At 57.8% G+C, this 23,336-nt stretch carries 26 protein-coding genes; 12 read left to right on the top strand and 14 right to left on the bottom strand.

Annotated elements, in window-relative coordinates:
* Positions 1-166: 166 nt before the first annotated feature.
* The 6 genes from ABD815_RS10355 to ABD815_RS10330 all read right to left on the bottom strand — a co-directional run bounded on the left by ABD815_RS10355 (position 167) and on the right by ABD815_RS10330 (position 5,584).
* Positions 167-364: a DUF2065 domain-containing protein gene (locus ABD815_RS10355; RefSeq protein ID WP_344846981.1), complete on the bottom strand. Its 198-nt coding sequence runs from the start codon at positions 362-364 to the stop codon at positions 167-169.
* A gap of 13 nt (positions 365-377) precedes the next feature.
* Positions 378-1,271 carry a protease modulator HflC gene (gene hflC, locus ABD815_RS10350; RefSeq protein ID WP_344846979.1) on the bottom strand — a complete coding sequence of 298 codons (894 nt, stop codon included), beginning with the start codon at positions 1,269-1,271 and terminating at the stop codon, positions 378-380.
* Complete coding sequence (hflK, locus tag ABD815_RS10345) at positions 1,271-2,416, bottom strand: FtsH protease activity modulator HflK (protein ID WP_344846977.1); 1,146 nt, start codon at positions 2,414-2,416, stop codon at positions 1,271-1,273. Before hflK ends, hflC begins: the two co-directional genes overlap by 1 nt.
* A gap of 123 nt (positions 2,417-2,539) precedes the next feature.
* Positions 2,540-3,901: a glutathione-disulfide reductase gene (gene gor, locus ABD815_RS10340; RefSeq protein WP_344846975.1), complete on the bottom strand. Its 1,362-nt coding sequence runs from the start codon at positions 3,899-3,901 to the stop codon at positions 2,540-2,542.
* A 103-nt stretch (positions 3,902-4,004) separates the two neighbouring features.
* Positions 4,005-4,787 (bottom strand): ribose-5-phosphate isomerase RpiA, encoded by a 783-nt coding sequence (gene rpiA / locus ABD815_RS10335; protein ID WP_344846973.1) that lies wholly within the window; start codon positions 4,785-4,787, stop codon positions 4,005-4,007.
* Between the two features lie 125 nt (positions 4,788-4,912).
* A complete protein-coding gene (locus ABD815_RS10330; protein ID WP_344846970.1) occupies positions 4,913-5,584 on the bottom strand; it encodes a thiamine diphosphokinase in 672 nt (223 codons plus the stop codon).
* Between the two features lie 140 nt (positions 5,585-5,724).
* On the opposite strand from ABD815_RS10330, the gene ABD815_RS10325 reads away from it, so the two are divergent.
* The gene (locus ABD815_RS10325; protein ID WP_344846968.1) at positions 5,725-7,806 is read left to right on the top strand and encodes a hypothetical protein; all 2,082 of its coding nucleotides are present in this window, start codon (positions 5,725-5,727) and stop codon (positions 7,804-7,806) included.
* Between the two features lie 80 nt (positions 7,807-7,886).
* Here ABD815_RS10325 and ABD815_RS10320 read toward each other — a convergent pair whose 3' ends face one another.
* Together ABD815_RS10320 and ABD815_RS10315 are read right to left on the bottom strand one after the other, a co-directional pair.
* A complete protein-coding gene (locus ABD815_RS10320) occupies positions 7,887-8,108 on the bottom strand; it encodes a DUF2842 domain-containing protein (protein ID WP_344846967.1) in 222 nt (73 codons plus the stop codon).
* An 8-nt stretch (positions 8,109-8,116) separates the two neighbouring features.
* Positions 8,117-9,409 (bottom strand): adenylosuccinate synthase, encoded by a 1,293-nt coding sequence (locus ABD815_RS10315; RefSeq protein ID WP_344846966.1) that lies wholly within the window; start codon positions 9,407-9,409, stop codon positions 8,117-8,119.
* Positions 9,410-9,551: 142 nt separating this feature from the next.
* Between ABD815_RS10315 and ABD815_RS10310 the strand changes: the two genes are divergently transcribed.
* Positions 9,552-10,619 carry a bifunctional transcriptional activator/DNA repair enzyme AdaA gene (locus tag ABD815_RS10310; RefSeq protein ID WP_344846965.1) on the top strand — a complete coding sequence of 356 codons (1,068 nt, stop codon included), beginning with the start codon at positions 9,552-9,554 and terminating at the stop codon, positions 10,617-10,619.
* On the opposite strand, the gene ABD815_RS10305 is transcribed toward ABD815_RS10310, so the two are convergent.
* Positions 10,616-11,173 (bottom strand): hypothetical protein, encoded by a 558-nt coding sequence (locus ABD815_RS10305; RefSeq protein ID WP_344846964.1) that lies wholly within the window; start codon positions 11,171-11,173, stop codon positions 10,616-10,618. The two genes, ABD815_RS10310 and ABD815_RS10305, sit on opposite strands and share 4 nt — an antisense overlap.
* A gap of 139 nt (positions 11,174-11,312) precedes the next feature.
* Between ABD815_RS10305 and secG the strand changes: the two genes are divergently transcribed.
* Together secG and pyrG are read left to right on the top strand one after the other, a co-directional pair.
* A complete protein-coding gene (gene secG, locus ABD815_RS10300) occupies positions 11,313-11,672 on the top strand; it encodes a preprotein translocase subunit SecG (RefSeq protein ID WP_344846963.1) in 360 nt (119 codons plus the stop codon).
* Between the two features lie 165 nt (positions 11,673-11,837).
* Complete coding sequence (gene pyrG, locus ABD815_RS10295; protein WP_344846961.1) at positions 11,838-13,481, top strand: CTP synthase; 1,644 nt, start codon at positions 11,838-11,840, stop codon at positions 13,479-13,481.
* 33 nt (positions 13,482-13,514) lie between these two features.
* Here the strand turns inward: pyrG and ABD815_RS10290 are convergent, their stop codons facing one another.
* Together ABD815_RS10290 and ABD815_RS10285 are read right to left on the bottom strand one after the other, a co-directional pair.
* The gene (locus ABD815_RS10290) at positions 13,515-14,141 is read right to left on the bottom strand and encodes an FMN-binding negative transcriptional regulator (RefSeq protein ID WP_344846959.1); all 627 of its coding nucleotides are present in this window, start codon (positions 14,139-14,141) and stop codon (positions 13,515-13,517) included.
* Between the two features lie 97 nt (positions 14,142-14,238).
* Positions 14,239-14,682 carry an Lrp/AsnC family transcriptional regulator gene (locus ABD815_RS10285; RefSeq protein ID WP_425549856.1) on the bottom strand — a complete coding sequence of 148 codons (444 nt, stop codon included), beginning with the start codon at positions 14,680-14,682 and terminating at the stop codon, positions 14,239-14,241.
* Positions 14,683-14,763: 81 nt separating this feature from the next.
* Here ABD815_RS10285 and ABD815_RS10280 point away from each other — a divergent pair, with 81 nt between their 5' ends.
* Together ABD815_RS10280 and ppk2 are read left to right on the top strand one after the other, a co-directional pair.
* Complete coding sequence (locus ABD815_RS10280) at positions 14,764-15,357, top strand: LysE family translocator (RefSeq protein WP_344846955.1); 594 nt, start codon at positions 14,764-14,766, stop codon at positions 15,355-15,357.
* A gap of 87 nt (positions 15,358-15,444) precedes the next feature.
* Positions 15,445-16,356, top strand: a complete 912-nt coding sequence (ppk2, locus tag ABD815_RS10275; RefSeq protein WP_344846953.1) for a polyphosphate kinase 2 — start codon at positions 15,445-15,447, stop codon at positions 16,354-16,356.
* Between the two features lie 44 nt (positions 16,357-16,400).
* On the opposite strand, the gene ABD815_RS10270 is transcribed toward ppk2, so the two are convergent.
* From ABD815_RS10270 to ABD815_RS10260, 3 genes are all read right to left on the bottom strand, one after another.
* Positions 16,401-17,159 carry a DUF4386 domain-containing protein gene (locus ABD815_RS10270; RefSeq protein WP_344846951.1) on the bottom strand — a complete coding sequence of 253 codons (759 nt, stop codon included), beginning with the start codon at positions 17,157-17,159 and terminating at the stop codon, positions 16,401-16,403.
* A gap of 83 nt (positions 17,160-17,242) precedes the next feature.
* Positions 17,243-17,485, bottom strand: coding sequence for a helix-turn-helix transcriptional regulator (locus ABD815_RS10265; RefSeq protein WP_425549855.1), 243 nt, complete (start codon positions 17,483-17,485; stop codon positions 17,243-17,245).
* A 2-nt stretch (positions 17,486-17,487) separates the two neighbouring features.
* Positions 17,488-17,937 carry a hypothetical protein gene (locus ABD815_RS10260; RefSeq protein WP_344846949.1) on the bottom strand — a complete coding sequence of 150 codons (450 nt, stop codon included), beginning with the start codon at positions 17,935-17,937 and terminating at the stop codon, positions 17,488-17,490.
* A 185-nt stretch (positions 17,938-18,122) separates the two neighbouring features.
* Here ABD815_RS10260 and ABD815_RS10255 point away from each other — a divergent pair, with 185 nt between their 5' ends.
* The 6 genes from ABD815_RS10255 to ABD815_RS10230 all read left to right on the top strand — a co-directional run bounded on the left by ABD815_RS10255 (position 18,123) and on the right by ABD815_RS10230 (position 23,317).
* On the top strand, positions 18,123-18,572 hold the full coding sequence (locus ABD815_RS10255) for a tellurite resistance TerB family protein (protein ID WP_344848605.1): 450 nt from the start codon (positions 18,123-18,125) through the stop codon (positions 18,570-18,572).
* 125 nt (positions 18,573-18,697) lie between these two features.
* Positions 18,698-19,489: an ABC transporter ATP-binding protein gene (locus ABD815_RS10250; protein ID WP_344846947.1), complete on the top strand. Its 792-nt coding sequence runs from the start codon at positions 18,698-18,700 to the stop codon at positions 19,487-19,489.
* Between the two features lie 29 nt (positions 19,490-19,518).
* On the top strand, positions 19,519-20,238 hold the full coding sequence (locus ABD815_RS10245; protein ID WP_344846945.1) for a transporter substrate-binding domain-containing protein: 720 nt from the start codon (positions 19,519-19,521) through the stop codon (positions 20,236-20,238).
* Between the two features lie 36 nt (positions 20,239-20,274).
* Positions 20,275-21,153 (top strand): ABC transporter permease, encoded by an 879-nt coding sequence (locus ABD815_RS10240; protein ID WP_344846944.1) that lies wholly within the window; start codon positions 20,275-20,277, stop codon positions 21,151-21,153.
* On the top strand, positions 21,150-21,977 hold the full coding sequence (locus tag ABD815_RS10235) for an ABC transporter permease (protein ID WP_344846943.1): 828 nt from the start codon (positions 21,150-21,152) through the stop codon (positions 21,975-21,977). Before ABD815_RS10240 ends, ABD815_RS10235 begins: the two co-directional genes overlap by 4 nt.
* On the top strand, positions 21,974-23,317 hold the full coding sequence (locus ABD815_RS10230) for a glutamine synthetase family protein (RefSeq protein ID WP_344846941.1): 1,344 nt from the start codon (positions 21,974-21,976) through the stop codon (positions 23,315-23,317). The genes ABD815_RS10235 and ABD815_RS10230 overlap by 4 nt, the downstream gene beginning before the upstream one ends.
* Positions 23,318-23,336 lie beyond the last annotated feature (19 nt).

Genomic DNA, 23,336 nt, shown 5'->3' with positions numbered 1-23,336 from the left:
ATAGTCGCGCTGATATGATTGGCGTAAATGTAAGCCTTCCCTGCGACAACTCAATGCCAGTCGCGTTGTTTCAAGAGAGCGTGAGAATTGCGTGACGCCTGTGATGGTATGTCAGGTTGGGGCGACTACCCAGCATTGCACCACTAGCCTCGTCATGGATCGGATGTCACAGGCCGAGTTGCCCCCGCCCGAGCCACACGAACAGTATGCCCAGCGCAAGGGCAAAAAGGCCGATCCGTCGCCGTGTGTTGAACGAAATGCGCGCCAGGTAGAGGATAATGTCCTCCAAACGCGAAGGGGCCAGTGCAAGCACCAGCCCCTCTACACATAGTACGCAACCGATCGCGAGGATCGCGAAGCCCATCGGTTAGACTACCCTATTGTGACGCTGGCGCGGCACGCCCACGGTCGGATTTGAGGTAATCGAAGAACTCGCTGTCTGGCGAGATCACCATGGTCGTGTTGTTACCCTTCAGGCCCTCACGATAAGCGTTCAAAGAGCGGTAGAACTCGAAGAACTCGGGATCGGCGCCAAAGGCCTCTGCAAAGATACGGTTACGTGCAGCGTCCGCTTCACCACGGGTGATTTCGGCAGCACGAGATGCGTCGGATTCAAGCTCGACCACGGTCCGGTCAGCCTGCGCACGTACGCGCTGTGCGGCTTCTTCACCACGCGCCCGCTCGTCGGCTGCTTCACGTTCCCGCTCTGCCCGCATACGTGCGAAGGTTGCGTCAAGGTTCTGGTCCGGAAGGTTGGTTTGCTTCAACCGCACGTCGAGGATTTCGACACCGAGGGCATCTCCCTGCTGGCGCGCCAGACGTGTGATTTCCTGCATCAGGGACGCACGTTCCGCCGACAGAATGGTGTTGGATGTCACACCGTCCGCACCGAGAACGGCGCGAATTCTGTCGTTGAGAATGCCTTCGAGGCGATCTTCCGCAAAACGGACACCACCGACACCGACCGCTTGGCGGAAACGGACAACGTCCGAAATCCGGTAGCGTGCAAAGGCGTCGACCACGAGGCGGCGATCATCCGAAGGGGTAACCTCGGTCGCGGCTGTATCGAGCGACAGGATGCGGTCGTCGTAGAACACCACGTCGTCAATCACCGGCCATTTAAACCCGAGACCCGGCGTTTCCTTGACGGTTTGAATCTGACCAAATCGCAGAACCAATGCCTTTTGACGTTCGTCCACGATGTAGATCGAGGACAGGAACACCACCGCGAGGATGATGAGGGCGACGAAAATATAGGGCAAACGTTTCATTAGTTGCTCCCTCCGGTCGTAGAACGGCGCAATTCATTAAGCGGGAGATAAGGCACAACGCCTTGACCGCCGTCGCCACCGTTCTGATCCAGAATAATCTTGTCGACGTTGCCGTAGACCTCTTCGATGGTCTCCAGGTAGAGGCGTTTACGCGTCACTTCTGGGGCGAGGAGGTATTCCTGCAGAACGGCCGAGAAACGGCTCGCTTCACCCTGTGCTTCGTTGACGACGCGGGCACGATACCCTTCGGCCTCTTCGAGGATCTGGGCAGACGAACCACGCGCACCGGCGAGAACCGTGTTTGCATATGCGTCAGCCTGACGTTCCAGACGATCACGTTCCTGCTCAGCTGCCTGCACGTCGCGGAAGGCGTCGATGACCTCGCGCGGCGGGTCGGCCTTGGCAAGGTTGACACGAACGACGTTGATGCCGGCATCGTAGCTATCGAGGGTGACCTGGATCAGCTCCATCGCACGCTGCGCGATGATTGCACGATCCCGGTTGAGAATCGGCGACAGCTCGGATGCGGCAATGATTTCACGCATCGAAGCCTCTGAAACCGCCTGAACCGTCTGACGCGGGTCAGCAAGGTTAAAGAGGAATCGAGCCGCGTCAGAGATGTTCCAGACAACCTGGAAGTCGATATCGACGATGTTCTCATCGGTTGTCAGCATCAGACCGCTGTCACCCGAGGCTTCCATGCCGATGTTTTCCGTCCGCTCGCCTGTGACGTTGACCTTTTCGTAGGTGGTCACCGGCCATGGCGCAAAGTTCAGACCCGAATTCCCGACCTGCGAGAACTCGCCCAGAAAGAGCTCGACTGACTGCTCTTCGGGGTTCACGCGGTAAAAGGACGAAACAGCCCAAAGGCCGACTGCGGCCAAAAGGGCGAACACCAGAGTGCCCTTCGAAAAACGCGGGCCGCCGGAGCCGCCGCGTTGGCCGTTGGACGACCCTCCGCCGCCGCGCCCGCCCATGAGCACCTTGAGGTACTCATTGCCGCGGTTCAGCATTTCGTCAATTTCCGGAATCTGGGGTTGATCGCCCGGACGTCGGTTTCCCGGTCCCGGACGGTTACGGTCATCGTCTCCGGAGCCGCCGCGGTTTCCACCGCCGCCCCAAGGGCCGCCGTTGTTACTCGCCATGAAGATGGGTTCCTCTCCTAAAGTGTGGCACGCCGTTGGATAGCGCAGCCGTGTCAGAGGTTAAACTGTTCTTTTCGGTCCCGCTTTACAAGGGAGCAGGCGTAGCAACCCGTCAAAGTGATCTCATTCATGCACGCGCGTTGGCGACCGCATGAGGACGATTTCCTCTGCCATGGTCGGGTGAACAGCCACCGTTGCATCAAACTGTTCCTTGGTCGCACCGAGTTTTACGGCCACGCCCGCCAGCTGGATCATTTCACCCGCGTGCGGCGCAATGATGTGACATCCGAGAACCTGACGGCTTTCGCGACACACGATCAGCTTGAACAGCACACGTTCGTTTTTGCCGATGAAGGCGTTCTGCATCGGACGGAAAGCAGCGCAGTAGACCTCGACGGGGCGGTCGTCACGCGCCTGCTCTTCGGTCATGCCAACCGCGCCGTATTCGGGTTGGGTAAAGATCGCTGAGGGCACGTTTGTGTGATCAGGTTTTGTCGGGATGCCTTTGAACACGGTCTCATGGAACGCCACGGCTTCACGAATCGCGACGGGCGTCAGTTGGACACGGTCGGTCACGTCCCCTACCGCGTAAATCGACGGGATGTTGGTTTGAGAATAATCGTCCACGACAATTTCGCCCGCCCGCCCCGTGTCAACGCCTGCGGCCTCCAGCCCCAAACCAGCCGTGTTGGGTTTGCGACCGGTCGCATAGAGCACGGCGTCAAAGACCGCCTCACGCCCATCTGTTGCTTTGACCCAGATGCCGTCGTCGCGCTTTTCGAGCCGCTCGACATCCGTGCCCACGTGCAGGTCTACGCCCTGCTCCGTGATCAGTTCCGCGATGTGCCCGCGCGCTTCATCGTCAAACCCGCGCAGGATTTGTGCACCGCGGTAATACTGGGTGACCTCGGACCCCAGTCCGTTAAAAATACACGCAAATTCGCAGGCGATATAGCCGCCGCCGACGATCAGAATGCGCTTTGGCAGCTCCGGAAGATCAAAGACCTCGTTCGAGGTCAGTGCGTGCTCAATTCCCGGCACGTTGTCGGGTTTGAACGGGTAACCGCCTGTCGCGACAAGGATATGTTTCGCGGTTTTCTGGGTGCCATCGGCAAGCTGCACAGTATGTGGGTCGACGATCACGGCCCGCTGGTGGAAAATCTCGACACCCGCATTGTCCGCGTTCTTGGTGTAAATGCCTTCAAGACGCGACAGCTCTGCGGACAAACGGGACTGGAACGACGGCCAGTCGAATTTTCCCAGCTTGATGTCCCATCCGTATTCTTTCGCTTCCTGTGCAGCAGCCGAATACTGCGAGGCGAAGACCATCAGCTTTTTGGGGACGCAGCCCCGAATGACGCAGGTGCCGCCCATGCGAAACTCTTCGGCCATGGCAACTTTCGCACCGCCTTGAGAGGTGATGCGCGCGGCACGTACCCCACCGGATCCGCCACCAATAACAAAGAGGTCGTAATCAAAAGCCATGGGGGCGCCTTTCCTGTCGAGCATTCATTTGCGACAGAAGTAGGCGTTTAGTTGTAAAAGGGAAAGGCTTGGCTTCGTGGATAGGGGGTGTGCGCGCTCGGACCTAGCCGATATCGCTGAAGATATTTCCGGCATCGTCTTGGCCGATTTGCTCGTCCTGTACCTCGCCCGTCACGATATCGCGCGTTTGCACACGACCGTCGCTGTGCCCGATGATTACCTTGTCGCAGATATCGACAAACAGACCATTCTCGACCACGCCGGGGATCTGGTTGAGCACAAGCGCAAGTTGACGCACGTTGCCAATTCGCTGGAGGTGGAGGTCGAGGATATGGTTCCCCTCATCCGTGACATAGAGCGCCTGCCCGTCCATGCGCGGCGTCACTTTCTGGCCCGCGACATCCATCGACACCAACGTTTCCTCGATCAGCGCCTGAGTGATTTTCATGCCGAACGGAATGACCTCGACGGGCAACGGGAAAGCGCCGAGACGATCCACCTGTTTGGAGACATCGGAAATCACAATCATCTGATCAGAGGCCGTCGCGACGATTTTTTCCTGCAAAAGCGCACCACCGCCCCCCTTAATGAGGTTCAATTCGCCATCAAACTCATCAGCACCATCGATGGTCAGGTCGAGCCATTTTGCCTCATCGAGTGTCGTGATCTTGATCCCTTGGGTGCGGGCCAATTCAGCCGTGCGCGTGGATGTCGGCACCCCGACAACGTTCAGACCGTCGCGGACAAGCTCGCCTAGGCATTTAACCATCCAGGCCGCGGTCGATCCCGTGCCCAGCCCGAGTTTCATCCCGTCTTCCACGTATTCGACCGCTTTCTTGGCGGCGACAAATTTGGCGGTATCGATGGGCGGGAGTGCCTCGGACATGATGATTTCCCCAATCTGGCGTGACTCTTTGCCCGCTTATAGGCGAAGGGCCTCGGCGGTGGATAGGGCAAATTCCCGCGCGTGAAGAACTATTGCTGCGCGATTTCGCCCCCTAGCCGGATTGCTCACTCTTGAGAGGGCGCAATGGCTGCAATCACGGCCCCAAGACAGTGACGGGGGAGTATCAAAAGCATTCCGGGGCCAGCGAAATCGAGGGTAACCCGTGCCTGCGTTGCTTCATTCGACGTCCCGATGCGACCATTGGGCGCAAATTCGATGCCCTCGATAGGCCATCGCAGGCCCGTCGATTTTCCTGTAACCTGCCCAAGTGGAAACAATGAAACGCGCGTCCCGGGGGCGAGCTCCAGAGAGATGCCCTCGGGCACATGCAGACAGATATCGCATTCGCCAACCACAATGCAGCGACGTTCCGGATAACGCATCAACACGCTGTATACCGCCAACTCGTGGTCCAACCGCGCGCCCATGAACCCCAAAGCAAGCACGAGAGGTGCTTCGATACGGCTCAGACATTTCTCGAAATCCGTGCTATTCTGCTCGGCAATGTGGAAAAACCGGTCTTGTGGTATGGTTTCGCGCGCGTCTGCGCTAAGGCTGTCAAAGTCACCGATCACGGCCTCGGGGATTGCATTGAAAGACAGCGCAACATCGGCGGCTCCGTCCGCCGCAACCAAATACGGCGCAATTTTCAAAACGTCGTTAAGAGTGGTCGACTCAAGATCACCACCACCGACAAGAGTGACGTAATTACAGGTAGTTACGATTGGAATCGTCATTTTGATAAGTTGTCCTTACGCGCCACTGCCACATTTCGGACAGGAAAAAATCACGCCAATTTCCTTGTTCTGTTCTCATTTTCGAACCAATTGATGGTAAATATGAACCTGCTGAGCAAGAGCAGAAAGCGAGTTTTGGCATGGTAAACGATAGTAAAATCCTGACGGTATCCTACGGCACGTTTTCGTGCACGCTAGAAGGATTCGACGATCCCTTCTCCACCATGCGCTCCATTGCGGAGTATTTCCGCGATCTTGCTGCGGATGATCGCTACTTTGGGGCCGAGCCTCCGACGCCCGACCCGCAAATGTTGCACTCCATTGCCGAGAAAGAAGTCCAGCGCCGTGTTGAGGCCCGCATGGAAGATGACGGCCACGGTGTCGTTCTTCGCCAGTTGGACGGCGAGCAGAAAGACGACACGCCCGCACCAGTTACAGCACAGGCACCTAGCGCTGCCTCCCCTGCACCTGCCGTTGAAGCCCCTGCACCTGCGGCAGCCAAAGTTGGCACGCCCGTCGCCGCGGCAACGACTGCGACAGCTGCAGCAGCCATTGCGCCGGAAGTCGCCCCGCAAATTGCCCCGACGCTCGCAGATAAGCTCGCGCGTATCCGCGCTGCAGTCGCACGCCGCTCCGACGTCGATTACGTTGAAGAGCAGCAAGCGCCTTCGAGCTTCGCCGCGCCAGCCGCGTCCGCGCAAACTGCATTTGAAGAAGCCGACGTCGAAGATGCCGTCGAGAGTGACGCTGTCGAAACCGTCGTGGCCAAACCCATCGTTTCTGCCGACCCTGTAGACACTCCCGCAGAGCGCGAGATTGAAACAGACGACGAGATGGCCGACGCCCACGCCCCGGATGGTTTTAACTTTGCGGATCACGCTGTAGCGGAATCGCCGGACGCGGCAGAAGACACTGACGAAAATGATACGGATGAGGCGTCGGACGATATACTCGCAGCCATTTCTGCGCGCGCGATGGAAACACCCGTCGATACAGCACCTGAGCAGTCGTTCGAAGATGACGAGCCCGCAGATGCAATCGCGCTGACCGACAGCGTGGATGAGGCAATCGATTTGCCCGCCGACCCCGAGCTTGCAGCCGATATGGCCGAAGCCATGGGCACCGACAAGCTGACTGACGACGACGCCCCTCTGCGGTTGAGCGCGCGCGTTGTGAAAAAGGCAGATGTTGTCGAATCCGGTGACGATACCACGGATGTTTTGAAACGCGAGTTGGGCGATAGCTCGCTCGATACCGACGCCGAGGACGCGCTGCTACGCGAACTGGCCCAAACCTCTGTCGATGACAGCGACGCCCCACAGATCGCCGGCGATGTATTTGACGACGAATCCGACGAGACCGAAGAGGCAATTGCCGCCGACGCAGAATACGAAGATGAAAACGATCTGGAATCGGACACGCCGCTGCTTCTCGTTGCGCAGGCACCACAGGATGCCGACACCGACACGCCTGCGCCCACCGATGGTGAAGCCGGCGGCGAAGACGGCAACGGGCGCAACGTTTTCGATACAAGCGATGATGACATGTCGCGTATCATGGCCGCGACCGACCGTGAAATGGCAAAAGGCGAAAACACCCGTCGGCGCAATGCGATCCAGCATTTGAAAGCGGCCGTTGGTGCAATTCGCGCCGAAAAAACAGACAAAGCTGAAGCTAAACCAGAAGATGAAGAAGCGGATGCCTACCGCGCGGATCTCGCCCGCGTTGTTCGCCCCCGTCGTCCGGTTGATAACGCGACGAGCAAGCCGCGCCGCTTGGCGCCACTCATGCTTGTGTCCGAACAGCGTATCGATTCTCCCGCATCCGCCCCAATGGGCGCGAACATTGCACCTATCCGCCCGCGCCGCGTGTCCACCTCTGCACTTGCGCGTGCAGAAGAGGCCGACATCGATCACGAGAGCGATGAAGCCGCAGTTGGCGGATTCGCCGAATTTGCCGAACAGGTTGGTGCCGAGGGACTGGAAGAAGTGATCGAAGCGGCTGCGGCCTATTCAAACTTTGTCGAAGGTCTGGAAACGGTAACCCGCCCGCAAATCATGCGCCTCGCCGGAGACGCATTGCCTGCCGATACGCCCGTTGAAGAGCGCCTGCGCTCCTTTGGGCAACTCCTGCGCAAGGGCAAAATCCGCAAAGCACGACGCGGCCAGTTCATGGTGTCCGAAGACACCCGTTTCCGTCCGGACATTTCCGCTGCGGAATAAATGACATCAGATACCGAAAAAGGCCGCCCTCATAGGCGGCCTTTTTGATTTTGGCACATCAAATTGTTCCGATATCGCTGCTATTCGCTGTCCTCGGGTGGCGCCTGACCGATCCCGCGGAAAATAGACCGGAACGGGATCGCCCACAAAACGCCAAGACCGACATAGACCGCCAGTTCGACCCAAAGTGACGGGCGATTAATCCAGTTCAGCACTGTAACCGCCGCCACGATATAGAGCGGCAGCCCGATCACAAGGATCACAAGCGCCCATCGACGCCGTGCTTTGTATGACAGTGCCATGTTCGCCCTTAATCCTCGAAAGGATCGGTGACGAGGATCGTATCCTCACGCTCGGGCGACGTCGAAAGCAGCGCGACCGGGCAATCGATCAATTCTTCAATATGGCGCACGTATTTGATCGCATTCGCAGGCAAGTCGTTCCAAGAGCGCGCGCCTTCGGTCGATTCCGACCAGCCGGGCATCTCTTCGTAAATCGGTTTGCAACGCGCCTGTTGATCGGCCGCCGTTGGGAGGTAGTCCAAACGCTCGCCATCAAGATCATAGGCCACACAGATTTTGAGGGTTTCAAATCCGTCCAGAACGTCGAGTTTAGTGAGGCAAATGCCCTTTACCCCCGACGTCGCACACGTCTGACGCACCAGCGCGGCATCGAACCAACCGCAGCGGCGTTTGCGACCCGTTGTTGTCCCGAATTCATGCCCCCGCTCGCCCAGGCGTTGCCCGTCATCGTCAAAAAGCTCGGTCGGGAACGGACCTTCGCCCACGCGCGTGGTGTAGGCTTTGACGATGCCGAGGACGTAGTCGATCGAGCCCGGACCAATGCCAACACCGGTTGCGGCCTGACCTGCGATCACGTTCGAGGAGGTCACAAACGGATATGTGCCAAAATCGATATCGAGCAGCGCACCTTGGGCACCTTCGAAAAGAATCCGCTTTCCGGCTTTGCGTTTGTCGTTCATCACCTTCCACACAGGCGCGGCGTATGGCAGAATTTTGGGTGCAATTTCATTGAGTTGCGCCAAAAGTGCATCACGGTCAATCTCGTTCAGCCCGAGACCTTTGCGAAGCGCGTTGTGATGAACCAACGCACGATCGACGCGCAATTCCAACGTTGCCGCATCGCCGAGATCGGCCACACGGATCACGCGGCGGCCGACTTTATCTTCGTAGGCGGGCCCGATTCCGCGACCGGTGGTGCCAATTTTGGCAACAGAGTTCTGATCTTCACGTGCGCGATCCAGCTCGCCGTGGAACGGCAGGATGAGCGGCGTGTTTTCCGCAATCATCAGATTGTCTGGCGAAATTTCGACGCCTTGCGCGCGAATGGTTTCGATTTCCTGCAACAGGTGCCACGGGTCGAGCACAACCCCGTTCCCGATCACCGAGAGCTTGCCACCGCGCACCACACCCGAAGGCAGCGCATGCAGTTTATAGACTTTCCCATCAATCACGAGCGTATGGCCCGCGTTGTGTCCGCCTTGGAAGCGCGCGATCACATCCGCGCGTTCGGACAGCCAGTCCACGATCTTACCTTTGCCTTCGTCACCCCATTGGGCGCCGACCACGACGACGTTTGCCATAATGAGCCTTTCGAAAACGGATGAAACCCGGAGGTTCGTATAGCGATCCGGGCGTTGCGATGAAACCAGAAAACGCGGGTCTTATAAATCCCTGCCCGATTTGCGGCGGACGCGCCATTTTGTATGCAGTAGGGTCAAGGCCATGACACTTTTTGCATTGCCCGATTCAGATACGCTCTACCGCGCCCTCGTCGCACGCGATTCTTCCTATGAAGGGCAGGCCTATGTCGGCGTGACCTCAACGGGGATTTTTTGCCGCCTCACCTGCCCTGCGCGCAAACCGAAACCGGAAAACTGCCAATGGTTTGATAGTCTTTCGGCATGCCTGGAGGCGGGGTTTCGGGCCTGCAAACGGTGCCACCCCATGCGCGCGACCGGCGAGGCCGCACCTTTGGTGCGCGAACTGATGGAGGCTCTGGAAGCCGACCCCGAAAAGGTGTGGCGGGAAGCGGATATCGCGGCGATGGGGCATGATCTGTCCACCGTGCGTCGGGTTTTCAAACGCCAGTTCGGATTGACGTTTCTCGACATTGCGCGGCTCGATCGATTGCGGCGCGGGTTTGAAGTGCTGGGCGACGGCGGAAAAGTCATCGATGCGCAGTTGGAGGCGGGGTTTTCCTCAGCGTCGGCTTTTCGCGACCGCGTCGGGCGACTTTTGGGCACGGCACCGGGAAGGCTCTCACGCGATCCAATCCTGTGCATCGATTGGATCGACACGCCCCTCGGCGCGATGGTCGCGGTGGCCGATCAAACCCATTTGCACCTGCTTGAATTCGCGGACCGCAAAGCATTGCCACGCGAATTGCAGGGGCTCGCAAAGGGCGCGAAAGGCGCGCTCGGCTTTGGCCGAACAGAGATCCACACGCGCACGAAGGAGCAGATTGATCGCTTTTTCGCCGGTGAAAGTGCGGAATTCACCATCCCCCTCGCCTACCACGGGAGTGCATTTACCCAGCAGGTTTGGGACGCGCTTTGCACCATCCCCGCCGGCACATCGGTGAGTTACGGGAATCTGGCCGCCCAAATTGGCCGCCCCACGGCAACGCGTGCGGTGGCGCGGGCGAATGGCGCGAACCAGATTGCGATTCTGATCCCGTGCCACCGCGTGATCGGGGCGGATGGAAGCCTGACCGGCTATGGTGGCGGGCTGTGGCGCAAAGAGAGGCTGCTCGCTGCTGAGCGCACCTACGCCCGCAAAAGCATGGCTTAACGCCGCATTGCCCGGATCAGGAAAACAAACGTGACGAGGATGGCGAAACCGGCGGCCGCGAATGGCAGAACCGATGTTCCGGACTCTGGTGAGAAAGCGACGGACCAGAGCGATTTTCCCACCGCACCAAATGCCGCGACGCCGAGGCCGAGTTTCCAAGACTGGCGCCAGAACGCGGCGATGAGAAGAGCGCCGTACCCCACAACCGCCAGAAGGCCCAAAATGTTTGCCAGATTCCATCCCTGTGCCAACAGGGCTTTTTCCATTTCCAGGAAATCAATGACTTCGGGGCGGGGCGTGTCGGGTACCGGAAACCACGCCATGGATGTGATCATCGCAAAGATTGACCAACCTACACCGGCCCACGACCGTTTCCATGCGGCGTAGCACAGCGGCAATAAAAGGAGTGGACGCACATACCATGAAAGAATGTTTGCATGGCGCGCAAAGGTCCACTGCGCAAAGCTTTCCTGCGTCAGAACCGCGATCGCAAAGGCCAACGCGAGGCTCACCGGGACAAAAAAGGCTGCAATTGTGTTTTTGTTCGCAAACATTATCTACGCCCATACCTTGTTGCGGATTGCTTCATAAGAGTGGCGAGAAACGTGAAGGTTGTTCAACCCGTTTGTTCGGGGTTGCGCCATGGAGCGGGAGACCTTAAGTACCCCCATCGAACGACCCAAAGGCTGATCCATGGAAAACGTCATTCTCGTCATCCACCTCGTGCTCGCATTGTGCCTGATCGGCATCGTGCTCCTGCAGCGCTCGGAGGGTGGTGGACTCGGCATGGGGTCGGGCGGAGACGTCATGTCTGGGCGCGGCGCGGCAACAGCGCTGGGTAAGCTGACATGGATTTTCGCCATCGGGTTCATCTGCACCTCGCTTGCCTTGACTGTTTTGGCCCGTCGCGACGCGGCGTCTTCTTCGGTCATCGACGGCGTTGCCATTGAAGATGTGGTCACTGAACCTGCAACACCTACGCTTCCTTCGGGTGATGCATTGCTGCCCCCACCCGTTGTGGATGCCCCTGCGGCCCCACCGCGCGCGGACTAATCGAAATTCGCAAAACCTTGGCGTTTGCTCCAAATCGCCCCCAACATGTTGCGGTTTGCTTGCACGGGTCTTGCGAATCTGATACTTCTTAAATCCCGTGATATGCGGTCTTTTTGACTGCGTTTCCCACATTCATTCGGACGATCACGGGAGCTCTCAAAGCTTATGGCAAGATATGTTTTCATCACTGGCGGCGTTGTATCCTCGCTCGGCAAAGGTCTCGCTTCTGCTGCACTAGGTGCCCTGCTACAGGCCCGTGGTTATTCAGTCCGTCTGCGTAAGCTCGACCCCTATCTCAACGTCGATCCAGGTACGATGAGCCCGTTTGAACACGGCGAAGTTTTTGTCACCGACGACGGTGCGGAAACGGACCTCGATCTGGGCCACTATGAACGCTTCACAGGTGTTTCCGCGCGGATGACCGACTCGATCTCGTCAGGTCGGATCTACACCAACGTGCTCGAAAAAGAGCGCCGTGGTGACTATCTCGGCAAAACGATTCAGGTGATCCCGCATGTCACGAACGAGATCAAAGATTTTATCGACATAGGTGACGACGAAGTCGATTTCATGCTGTGCGAAATCGGCGGCACGGTGGGTGACATCGAAGGTCTGCCGTTCTTCGAAGCGATCCGCCAGTTTGCCCAGGACCGCCCACGTGGCCAGTGTATTTTCATGCACCTCACGCTCCTCCCCTATATCGCGGCGTCCGGCGAATTGAAGACCAAGCCGACCCAGCACTCGGTGAAAGAACTGCGCACCATCGGCCTCCAGCCAAATGTGCTCGTCTGCCGATCTGAGCACCCTATTCCCGAAAAAGAACGCGAGAAAATTGCGCTGTTCTGTAACGTGCGCAAAGAAGACGTGATCGCGGCACCCGACCTCAAATCAATCTACGAGGCCCCGCTCGCCTACCACCGCGAAGGGCTCGACCAAGCGGTTCTGGACGCATTCGGAATCGCGCCCGCGCCCAAACCCAATCTCGATGTGTGGCATGACGTGGCCGACCGCGTTTTCAACCCTGAAGGCGAAGTCAAAGTCGCCATCGTGGGTAAATATGTTCAACTCGAAGATGCCTATAAATCTATTGCAGAGGCCCTGACGCACGGAGGCATGGCCAACCGCGTGAAGGTCAATGTTGAATGGGTGGACGCGGAAATTTTCGAACAGGAAGACCCCGCACCGCATCTCGAAGGCTACCACGCCATTCTAGTTCCCGGTGGCTTTGGCGAACGTGGCACAGAGGGCAAAATCAAAGCGGCCCAATTCGCACGCGAACGCAAAGTTCCCTATCTGGGTATTTGTCTGGGCATGCAAATGGCGGTTATCGAAGCGGCCCGAAACCTGGCCGGCATTGAAGCAGCCGGGTCGGAAGAATTCGACCATGAGGCCGGCAAAAAACGTTTCGAACCCGTGGTTTATCACCTCAAAGAGTGGGTCCAGGGCAATCACACCGTGCGCCGCAAGGCCAGCGACGACAAAGGCGGCACGATGCGTTTGGGGGCCTATACTGCGGCGCTCAAATCCGGATCCAAAGTTGCGAAAATTTACGGTACCGAAGAGGTCGAGGAACGCCATCGCCACCGGTATGAAGTGGACACGAAGTATCGGGAAAAGCTCGAATCCTGCGGTCTGATCTTTTCGGGCATGTCGCCGGACGGGCGTCTGCCGGAGATCGTCGAGGCCGTGGATCACCCATGGTATATCGGCGTGCAGTTCCACCCGGAGCTCAAATCCAAACCTTTCGCGCCGGCGCCCCTGTTCAGCGACTTTATCCGCGCCGCGATAGAGAACTCGCGCCTCGTCTGATTGTCAGACGGCGGCGCCCCGCGATGGGTCGGCTTAGTCTTTTTCGGGGAATGAGGCGAGCGCCTGCGCAAGGTCTTGACCCTGCTCGCCCGAGGCCATGAGCCCGTCATAGGTGCCTTGGCGATCCTGCGATGACTTGTGCTGGTTCACTTTCCATTTGCCTTCCAAACGGTCGACTGTGAACCGGAAGCCAACGATCCCGCGCTTTAGCGCCGCGAGATAGGCAACCGGTGCATCGGAGACCGACCATGGCTTTGATTGTGCGGCCTCGTGCCGGTCGGACAGTGCCGATATATGGGCCTGCAACCATGCGCCATCCTGAACCGTTTCAAAGTGCCCATGGGCGTGAACAACGATATAGGCCCAGGTCGGCACGACTTTTCCATGCACAGCCTTTGAAGGATAGAACGACGGGGACACATAAGCCTGTGGACCCTGAAAAATCACCACCGAGGGACCTTCCATTTTCCAATGGGGATTCGCGCGGGCAAAATGGCCCTCGAGTACCGTCTTGCCCTCCTCATAGCGCACGAGTAACGGAAGATGCGTAATCTCGAATTCGCCACCGAGCGAGGTCACGAGCGCGCCAAAGGAAATCTGGTCCATGACGTCCCGCAAGAGCGCGGGATCGTCGATCGCAGTGGAGTCGGGTCGATACATGGTCAGGCCTCGCGCGGTTTGATCCGTCGGTAACACGCGCGCCTGCTCGGGGGAAATGCACAAATCGTGATGGCGGCGATAACCCGCGCTCCTGCCGTCAGGCGCGCGTGTCTTTGGGACTGCCCATCACGATGTAGGAGGTCAACGAATTCACATTGGGAAGCGTACCCAGCACGTCGGTGTGAAAGCGTTTGTAATCTGCCAGATCACGGGCCTCGACGCGCAGGAGGTATTCAAACGTGCCAGTGACATTGTGGCATTCGATCACTTCGGGCACGCCGGACACCGCCCGTTCAAAGGATTCCTGCGACCGCTTTGTATGCACAGACAATCCTACGGTGATGTAGGCGAGAAAACCGTAGCCCAATTTGGCCCGGTCAATCACCGCGCGATATCCCGCGATCACGCCGCTGCGCTCCAATTCCGCGACCCGTCGTGAGGTGGCCGATGGCGACAGCCCAACACGATCAGCGAGCTGCAGGTTGGTCAGCCGGCCATCGCGCGACAGTTCGTGCAATATCTTTTCACCAATCTGATCCATTTCGACCATTCCTTGCGCATTTCGCCCCTAGACACAAAACTTTGCACGTTTTTTGCATCACTGACAGACTAATGTCGCCCCATGGACATCACTCTCGTATTTGCTCTACTGACCTTTGCTTTCGTGGCCTCGGTGACGCCGGGACCAAACAACCTCATGCTGTTGGCATCGGGGGCGAATTTTGGCCTGCGGCGGACATTGCCGCATATGCTCGGAATTTCGTTCGGCCATTCCTTTATGGTGTTCATCGTCGGACTGGGTTTGGCACAAGCGTTTGAGACCATACCGGTTTTGAAACAGGTGCTGGTGGTTGTGTCGATTACCTACATGCTCTGGCTGGCATGGAAAATAGCACATGCGGCGGCGCCCAAAGAAGGCAAGGCAGGCGGGAAACCGTTCACCTTCCTGCAGGCAGCCGCGTTTCAATGGGTCAATCCCAAGGCGTGGATCATGGCCGTGGGCGCGCAGACCAACTACGCCCAAGGGGACGGTTGGAGTGCTGCGCTATTCGTCGGGGCGGCGTTTTTGATGGTGAACTTTCCTGCGATCACCCTTTGGGCATGGCTCGGCACGGAAATCAGGCGATTGCTTACCAACCAGCGGCGATTGACGATTTTCAACTGGACGATGGCGACCCTTCTGGTTGCATCTCTCCTGCCAATCCTGTTCCATTAGATTACTGTCATTTTCGTATGGTTAAACAACACTCTGTGGCCCTTCACGGGCGCGACAGGACTCTTGGCAGGTTAAGAGGGATCGGGCATGGATGACGATAGAGACGCACAAGATTGGCTAGAGGCCGAACTCGCCGACAGTCTGGATGAAGAATGGGAAATCGAGCTAGAGGATTCGATCCTCTCGCGCGAAATCAAAAAGATCTATCAGAAGGTCCATCCTGAAACCTTGCCTCGACCGGTCTATTTTACCGAGCTTTTGCGCCTTCAGGCGGAACTGATCAAACTGCAGGACTGGGTGCTCCACACCGGTCAGAAAGTTGTGGTTCTCTTTGAGGGGCGCGACTCGGCGGGCAAAGGCGGCGTGATCAAAAGGATCACCCAGCGCCTTAATCCGCGGTGCGTGCGCGTGGTGGCCCTGCCCGCTCCGTCGGAGCGCGAAAAAAGCCAGTGGTATTTCCAACGCTACGTACCTCACCTGCCGGCGGCGGGAGAAATCGTCCTGTTCGACCGGTCCTGGTACAACCGCTCCGGCGTTGAACGGGTGATGGGGTTTGCCTCGGAAGAAGAGGTCGAAAACTTCTTTCACGACGTCCCAGAATTTGAGCGCATGCTGGTTCGCTCCGGTGTGAAACTGGTGAAATACTGGTTCTCGATCTCCGATGAAGAACAGCAGATGCGCTTTCTCATGCGCATCCACGACCCGATGAAGCAGTGGAAACTGTCCCCCATGGACCTTCAATCGCGCATTCGTTGGGAAGACTATACCAAAGCCAAAGAGGACACGTTCTTTCGCACGAATATCCCCGAAGCACCGTGGTACATTGTCGAAGGCAACGACAAAAAGCGCGCGCGCCTGAACTGCATCGACCATTTGCTGTCACAGTTTGACTATGCCGAAATTCCACACGAAGACATTCACCTGACGGAGCGGGTCTACAACAAAGACTACGAACGCGCCGTTCTTCCACCGGAACTCTACGTGCCGCGCAAATACTGAATAACAAAGGGCGCCGGTCAAGGCGCCCTTCGTCGTTTAGGGCTTTAACCCGCATGCTGACCATTGACGTCTAATTCGATCCGGCGGCGCAGATAGCCGGGCGCGAAGAGCAGGAACAGGATGAACGCGGGCTCGCCGATCGCCAGACTGCTGACCACCTCGGCCCATGCATGTGTCATGACTTCGGGGAAAACCAACTGTCCGATCGTGTCGAAAAAGGCAATGGGTCCATCGATCAGCAGAAGGATGGCAAACAGTTTGGGCGCGTAGCCGGTCGACAGGAGGATCCAGCCGAGAACCAGACACCATGCGCCAAAGTTGATGCCATTTACCACGTAGGAGAAGTGGTGAAGCCGCAGCGAGAAGTAGGCAAGGGAATCGATCATTTCAGGCGAAAATCCCTGCAGTGCCTCTTGACCCGATGCCAACAGAATAGCGGCCACGTGGTTGGTAAGGTTCGCCCCCATCATCGGGATGCGCGCGATTTGAAGCACGATCAATATCGCGGTCAGACCCGGACGGGTGCGCCAAAAGAGCGCGAAGAAGGCAACCGTCAAAGCGACATCCGCGAGGATCATGCCGGTGTCGGCCACGACGGCCCAGCGCACAGTACCGATATTGTCACGGATGGCTTGCGCCGTGGCGGTGGGGTCACCGACCACAGTTGTAGGCATTCGCACAAAGAGTTCGGCAAAGATCCCGAAGAGAGCGAGAAGGAAATAGGCGAGCCCCGCGATCAGGGCCCAGTTGGGCGCGAAAAAGTTGCGAGGGGTTTGAGCGGGGGACATGGAAAGGGCAATCATAGGTTTCGACTTTCTGTTTTTGAGCATAGGGGTAGCGACCGCGCCCAATAGAGCGCGTTCAAGCAATTGATATTTATAACGTTTTAGTCTTCGGTGCCGTCAGGCTGATAGGAAAAGACGTTCTGGATCGGCTCACCAAACGCTTGTGCGATCTGGAAAGCCAGTTCCAGGGACGGGGAATATTTGGCCGCCTCGATGGCCATAATGGTTTGACGGGTCACGCCGGTGGCTTCTGCAAGGGCTTTTTGCGTCATCTCGTCATGGTCAAACCGCAACCGGCGAATGTTGTTGGCGATTTGTGGTTTGGGCTTTTTTGCACGCACCATCTTCAACCCTCCCTGTAGAGAAGGAATTTGCGCAACTCACCCGCGATCATTCCGATGAAAAATCCAAAGAAGATGAGGTGGATCGCCACCGGGCCACTGAACCCCGCCCAAAGCGCGCCGAGAGAGGCACAAAAGAACACGCCTGACACGATGGATTGGATACGAAGGGATTGGAATTCATAGGCGCGATCCCTCTCGTCTTCTCCTTCGTCCATTGCGTCTTCTTCGCCGGTCAGCACGGTTTCGAAAATCGCCTGAATGATCAGGGAACCGACGGTCAGGACGATGAAGATGGCGATGAAAATCAGCAGCGTCTTGCCCGTGTAGACGAGGCCCTCGGGCCCTTCAAAGCGCCCGGCGTTCCATGCTCTGCCGATCAGCAGCATGAAGATGATATATGCCACCGTGCTCGCGGTCATGACGGTGAGCGACATGCGTTCCTGAAATGACATCTCGATTTCCTTTTCGTCAGAAGGTTGTTGAGGGGAGATGTAAGGTGAGTCGCACTCTAGGTAAAGTATTTTTTACCTTAGGTATGTTTTATGTTACCTAAAGTCTGAAATAACAATCACTTATCCATCTCACAAAATGGTGGGACAGGGTTTTGTTTTGGGGAAACCCGTCCTATATCCAGCTCATGTTCGCAGAATTTCTCAAAAACCTCGTTCAACCGAATCCACCCACCCTGCCGAATTCGGATGCCCGTCTGGCACTGGCAGCCCTGCTCGTGCGCGTGGCGCGGGCGGACGGCAGTTATGATCCCGCCGAAGTCGCTCGGATCGAGAAATTGCTCTGCATCCGGTATGGTATCACCCCTCAGGAGGCATCCGGCTTGCGCGCTCAGGCCGAGGTTCTGGAGGAAGAGGCCCCCGACACCGTGCGTTTCACCCGCGCGATCAAGGATGCGGTACCCTATGAGGATCGCACCAGCGTGATCGAAGCTATGTGGTCCGTCGTCGTCGAAGACGGAGTGCGTGACGAAGGCGAAGATCAGGTTTTGCGGCTGGTCGCCAGTCTCCTCGGCGTCTCCGATCGCGATAGTGCCCTTGCACGTCAACGCGTGGGAAGCCGCCAATCCGACGGGTAGCGCACATGTTTGCCGCCTAGCGCTTCATCTTGGCGCCCCTTTGCGCCTAAAGAGCAGGCAGGACGTTGCGGCAAGTTGCCAATGATTATTGCATCTGCCCAAGAATTCGCCCTAACTCTTCCGCGATGTTGACAGCAAATTCAAATTCCGACTCCCCGGTTATCGAAATTCAGGGCCTACATAAGGCCTACGGTGACCTTGAAGTTCTCAAGGGCGTGTCGATGACTGCTCCGCGTGGCCACGTCGTGTCGCTCATCGGATCTTCCGGTTCCGGCAAGTCCACTTTGCTGCGTTGTGCAAATCTTCTTGAGGATAGCCAGCAGGGCGAGATCCTGTTTGAAGGCGAACCGATCCATTGGAAGGGCACGGGCCTGCACCGCAGACCCGCTGACCGCAAACAGGTCCTGCGAATTCGCACCAACCTCAGCATGGTGTTCCAGCAATTCAATCTATGGGCGCATATGACGATCCTCGAGAATGTCATGGAAGCGCCGGTGACGGTTTTGGGGCGCCCCAAGGCGGACGTCGAAGCCGCCGCGCGGGGATATCTCGACAAAGTCGGCATCGGCGACAAATGCGACGTCTACCCTGCGCAAATGTCAGGGGGGCAACAACAACGAGCCGCCATCGCGCGGGCCCTTTGCATGGAGCCCAAGGCGCTCCTTTTCGACGAACCCACTTCCGCGCTCGACCCGGAGTTGGAGCAGGAAGTCGTCAAGGTGATCAAAGCACTGGCCGAGGAAGGCCGCACCATGATCATCGTTACCCACGACATGCGGTTGGCAAATGATGTCTCCGACCATGTCGTTTTTCTACACAAGGGTCTGATCGAAGAAGAAGGAGCACCCTCCGCGCTCTTCTCAAACCCTAAAACCGAACGGCTGCAACAATTTCTAAGCGCGACTGTACCAGCCTAATAAAAAGCGCAATATTCGGGAGTAACCTCATGAAAAATCTAATTCTATCCGCCGCAGCTCTGGCACTACTGTCCGGTGCGGCCATTGCCCAAGACACCGTCCGCATGGGCACGGAAGGCGCCTACCCTCCGTACAACTTCATCGACGATAGCGGCGAAGTTGCCGGTTTCGAGCGCGAAGTGGGCGACGAAATGTGTGCGCGTGCCGAGCTGACCTGCGAGTGGGTCACCAACGAGTGGGACACGATCATTCCGAACCTCGTATCGGGCAACTACGACACCATCATCGCCGGCATGTCGATCACCGACGAGCGCGACGAAGTCATCGACTTCACACAGGATTACTACCCGCCAACCGCGTCGGCCTATGCCGCAATGACGGATAGCGTGGACTTGGAAGGTGGCGTGATCGCGGCTCAGACCTCGACCATTCAGGCAGGCTACATCGCGGAAACCGGCGCGACACTCGTCGAGTTTGCGACGCTGGATGACACCATCGCCGCTGTGAAAAACGGCGAAGTTGATGCCGTGTTTGCCGACAGCGACGCGCTCGTTCCTTTCGTTGAAGAGCAGGGTTTCACCTTTGTGGGCGAGCCTGTGCCACTGGGCGGCGGCATCGGCATGGGTCTGCGTGAAAGCGACGCCGAGTTGAAAGAAAAGTTCAACGCGGCCATCACATCCATGAAAGCAGACGGAACGCTCAACGCTCTGCTCGTGAAATACTTCGGCGAAGAAATCAGCCAGTATTAAATGGTTCGGGGCCGGGTAACACCGGCCCCTTCCGCTATGTTTGAAATTTGCGCCAATCCCGACAGTATTGATGGATTTCAATGGCTTGCCTGTTACATGACAACAGGCAAGCATATGCTATTTTATCAGTCCTTTCTGGTTGTACTGTCGCTTTTGGCGATTACAGCCCCGCTCGCGCTGGCGGTCGGCTTTGTGGGTGCCATGGCAACGCGTAGCCAGATCGCCCCTGTCCGGTGGCTCGGCTCGATCTACACCTCGATGGTGCGCGGCGTGCCTGACGTTCTGTTCTTTCTCTTCGTTCCCTTCGCCATGGATCAGGGCCTCGAGTGGCTACGCCACAAGGTGAAGTGCCCCGACTGGTCAGAGCCGATCCGGCAAGGGAATGATTTTCTGGTCTGTTCCGCCGCGAAGCTGCCGCTGAATTCGGCACCGCAATCAATCCATGAACTCTACGGTTTCTCGCTTGCCGTTGTCGCTTTTGCCATCGTTTTCGGTGCGTTTGCCGCCAATGTGATCGCGGGTGCGATGCGGGCGGTTCCCCATGCGCAAATCGAAACAGCCGAGGCCTACGGCATGTCCCATAGGCAGGCATTCTGGCGCGTACTCGTTCCCCAAATGTGGATCTTCGCCCTGCCCGGCCTGTCCAATTTGTGGATGATCCTGATCAAAGCGACGCCGCTTCTGTTCCTCCTCGGCGTGGAAGACATCGTATATTGGGCGCGCGAACTCGGATCGTCAAAAACCTCGCAATACGCCTATCCACACCCCGACTGGCGGCTTTGGTATTTCCTAGGACTTCTGGTCTTCTACCTCGCTTTCACGCGCGTCTCCGAAATCGTGCTGGACCGGATCACCCGCAGACTGAGCCACGGGCAAGCAACGCTCGGCGGTGAAGCAATGAGGAAAGCGGGATGAGTTGTTTTGAAACCGTTCAGAACTACGCCCTGCGCTCGGTTGGCTTTGGCGAACGGCTCTTGCCGAAATCGGACATTACGCTGTGCGAACAAATCACCCTGATCGGTTCGGGGATGATCTGGAACATCTATTTCGGGGCGCTTGCGCTATTGCTCGGGTTTGTTTTTGCAACGGCTCTCGCGCTCGGCAAAGCCTCCGAGCACCGGTATCTGCGAAAGCCGAGCGAGTGGTTCATCTTCCTGTTCCGCGGCTCGCCGCTCTTCATCCAGTTCTTTCTCGCCTACGAATTATTCGCCCAATTGCCGCGCGCGGGCATCGACATTTTCGGCATGACGGTCCAGACGTCTTATATGACCCGTGCTTGGGCAGGCGCGCTGGTGGTCTTGTTCTTCAATACATCGGCCTATTCGGCGGAGATATTCTACGGTGCGCTGCGCGCTGTGCCGAAAGGTGATATCGAAGCTGCAGAGGCCTATGGGATGACCGGCTGGGTTCAGTTCCGGCGGGTAACATGGCCCACAATGCTGCGCCTTGCATGGCCCGCCTACACGAACGAAGCCATTTTCCTCTTTCACGCGACCGCGCTGGTGTTTTTCTCCGGCTTCCCTGCGTGGCAGCAACGAGGCGATGCGCTTTACTATGCGAGCTATTTCGCAGAGAAAACGTTTAACCCATTCGTCCCCTATCCGATCGCTGCAGGGTATTTCGTGCTCCTGACGCTCTGTGTGATTTTGGTTTTCGGGTGGATCAACCGGCGCCTAAATCGCCACCTCCCCGCCGCACGCAGACCGCGTTTGCGCATTCGCCCGCAGGTAATTCGATGATACCGCCCGACCATTGGCTGGCCGCCCGCCCCGACATCCGGACCATTCGTGTGGCGGCCGCCGACGTGAACGGTCAGGCGCGCGGGAAAAGGATGCCCGCCCGAATGGCGCCTTCTGTGGAGAAGAGCGGCACGAGATTTCCTCTATCGGTCCTGAACCTCGATATCTGGGGCGAAGACATCCAAGACAGCCCTTTGGTTTTTGACAGTGGCGATCAGGACGGCGTGTTGATGCCCACCGAGCGCGGCTTTGTCCCCATGCCATGGCTGGAGGCACCCACCGCACTCTTGCCGATGTGGATGTTCCACGAAGATGGTACCCCATTCGACGGCGATCCACGACAAGCGCTTGCGCGGGTTGTTGAACGCTACGCGGCTCTGGGACTGACGCCCGTGGTTGCCACCGAGATGGAGTTTTACCTGATCGACGATTCCACACGCAAACTGCGTGTCCCCAAGAGCCCGAAATCCGGCAAACGCCGTCCGGGCGCGGAAACACTGGCCCTGCGCGCGCTTGACGCCTTTGATGTGTTCTTTACCCAGCTCTACGAGGCCTGCGAGGTCATGGACATTCCGGCCGAATCCGCGATTTCCGAAGCCGGTCTGGGGCAGTTCGAAATCAACCTGAGCCATGGGCCGGACGCCCTGCGCGCGGCCGACGATGCGTTCCTGTTCAAACAAATGGTGAAGGGGCTATCGCGCAAACACGGCTTTGCGGCGTCCTTCATGGCCAAACCCTATGACGATTATGCGGGCAACGGCATGCATGTGCATTTCTCGATGCTGGATCGTGATGGCAACAATATCTTCAACGACGGATCAAGTGCTGGCACAGACATCATGCGCTCGGCGATTGCCGGGTGCCTGCGCGCCATTCCAGACAGCACATTGATCTTCGCGCCCCACGGAAATTCCTATGACCGCCTTGTCCCCGGAGCCCATGCGCCGACGCGGATTTGTTGGGCCTATGACAATCGCACCGCGGCTGTCCGCGTTCCCGGTGGAGCGGCCGCCGCACGTCGCATCGAGCACCGCGTGTCGGGAGGGGACGTGAACCCCTATCTGATGATTGCCGCCGTTCTGGGCGCGGCACTCACCGGCATCGAAGACAATTTGACCGCGCCTCCGCCGATCACCGGAAACGCCTATGCACAGCCCCTTCCCGAAATGCCGGGCGATTGGGAGGCGGCGTTGGAAACCTTTGAAAACTCCAAGATGATCCGGCGAATATTTCCCGACGAAATGGTGCAGAACTTCGCCCTCACTAAGCGGCAGGAACTGGTCGATTATCAGGAACTCACACCTGAAGAGCAGATCGAACTCTATCTCGATACCGTCTGAGGCGTCGCCTCTCGCAGCC

This window comes from Celeribacter arenosi (assembly GCF_039539485.1).
In the GTDB taxonomy this organism is placed as follows: domain Bacteria; phylum Pseudomonadota; class Alphaproteobacteria; order Rhodobacterales; family Rhodobacteraceae; genus Celeribacter; species Celeribacter arenosi.
Note: the sequence above shows the minus strand (reverse complement) of the source record. Positions and strands in the feature narration are given on the sequence as shown.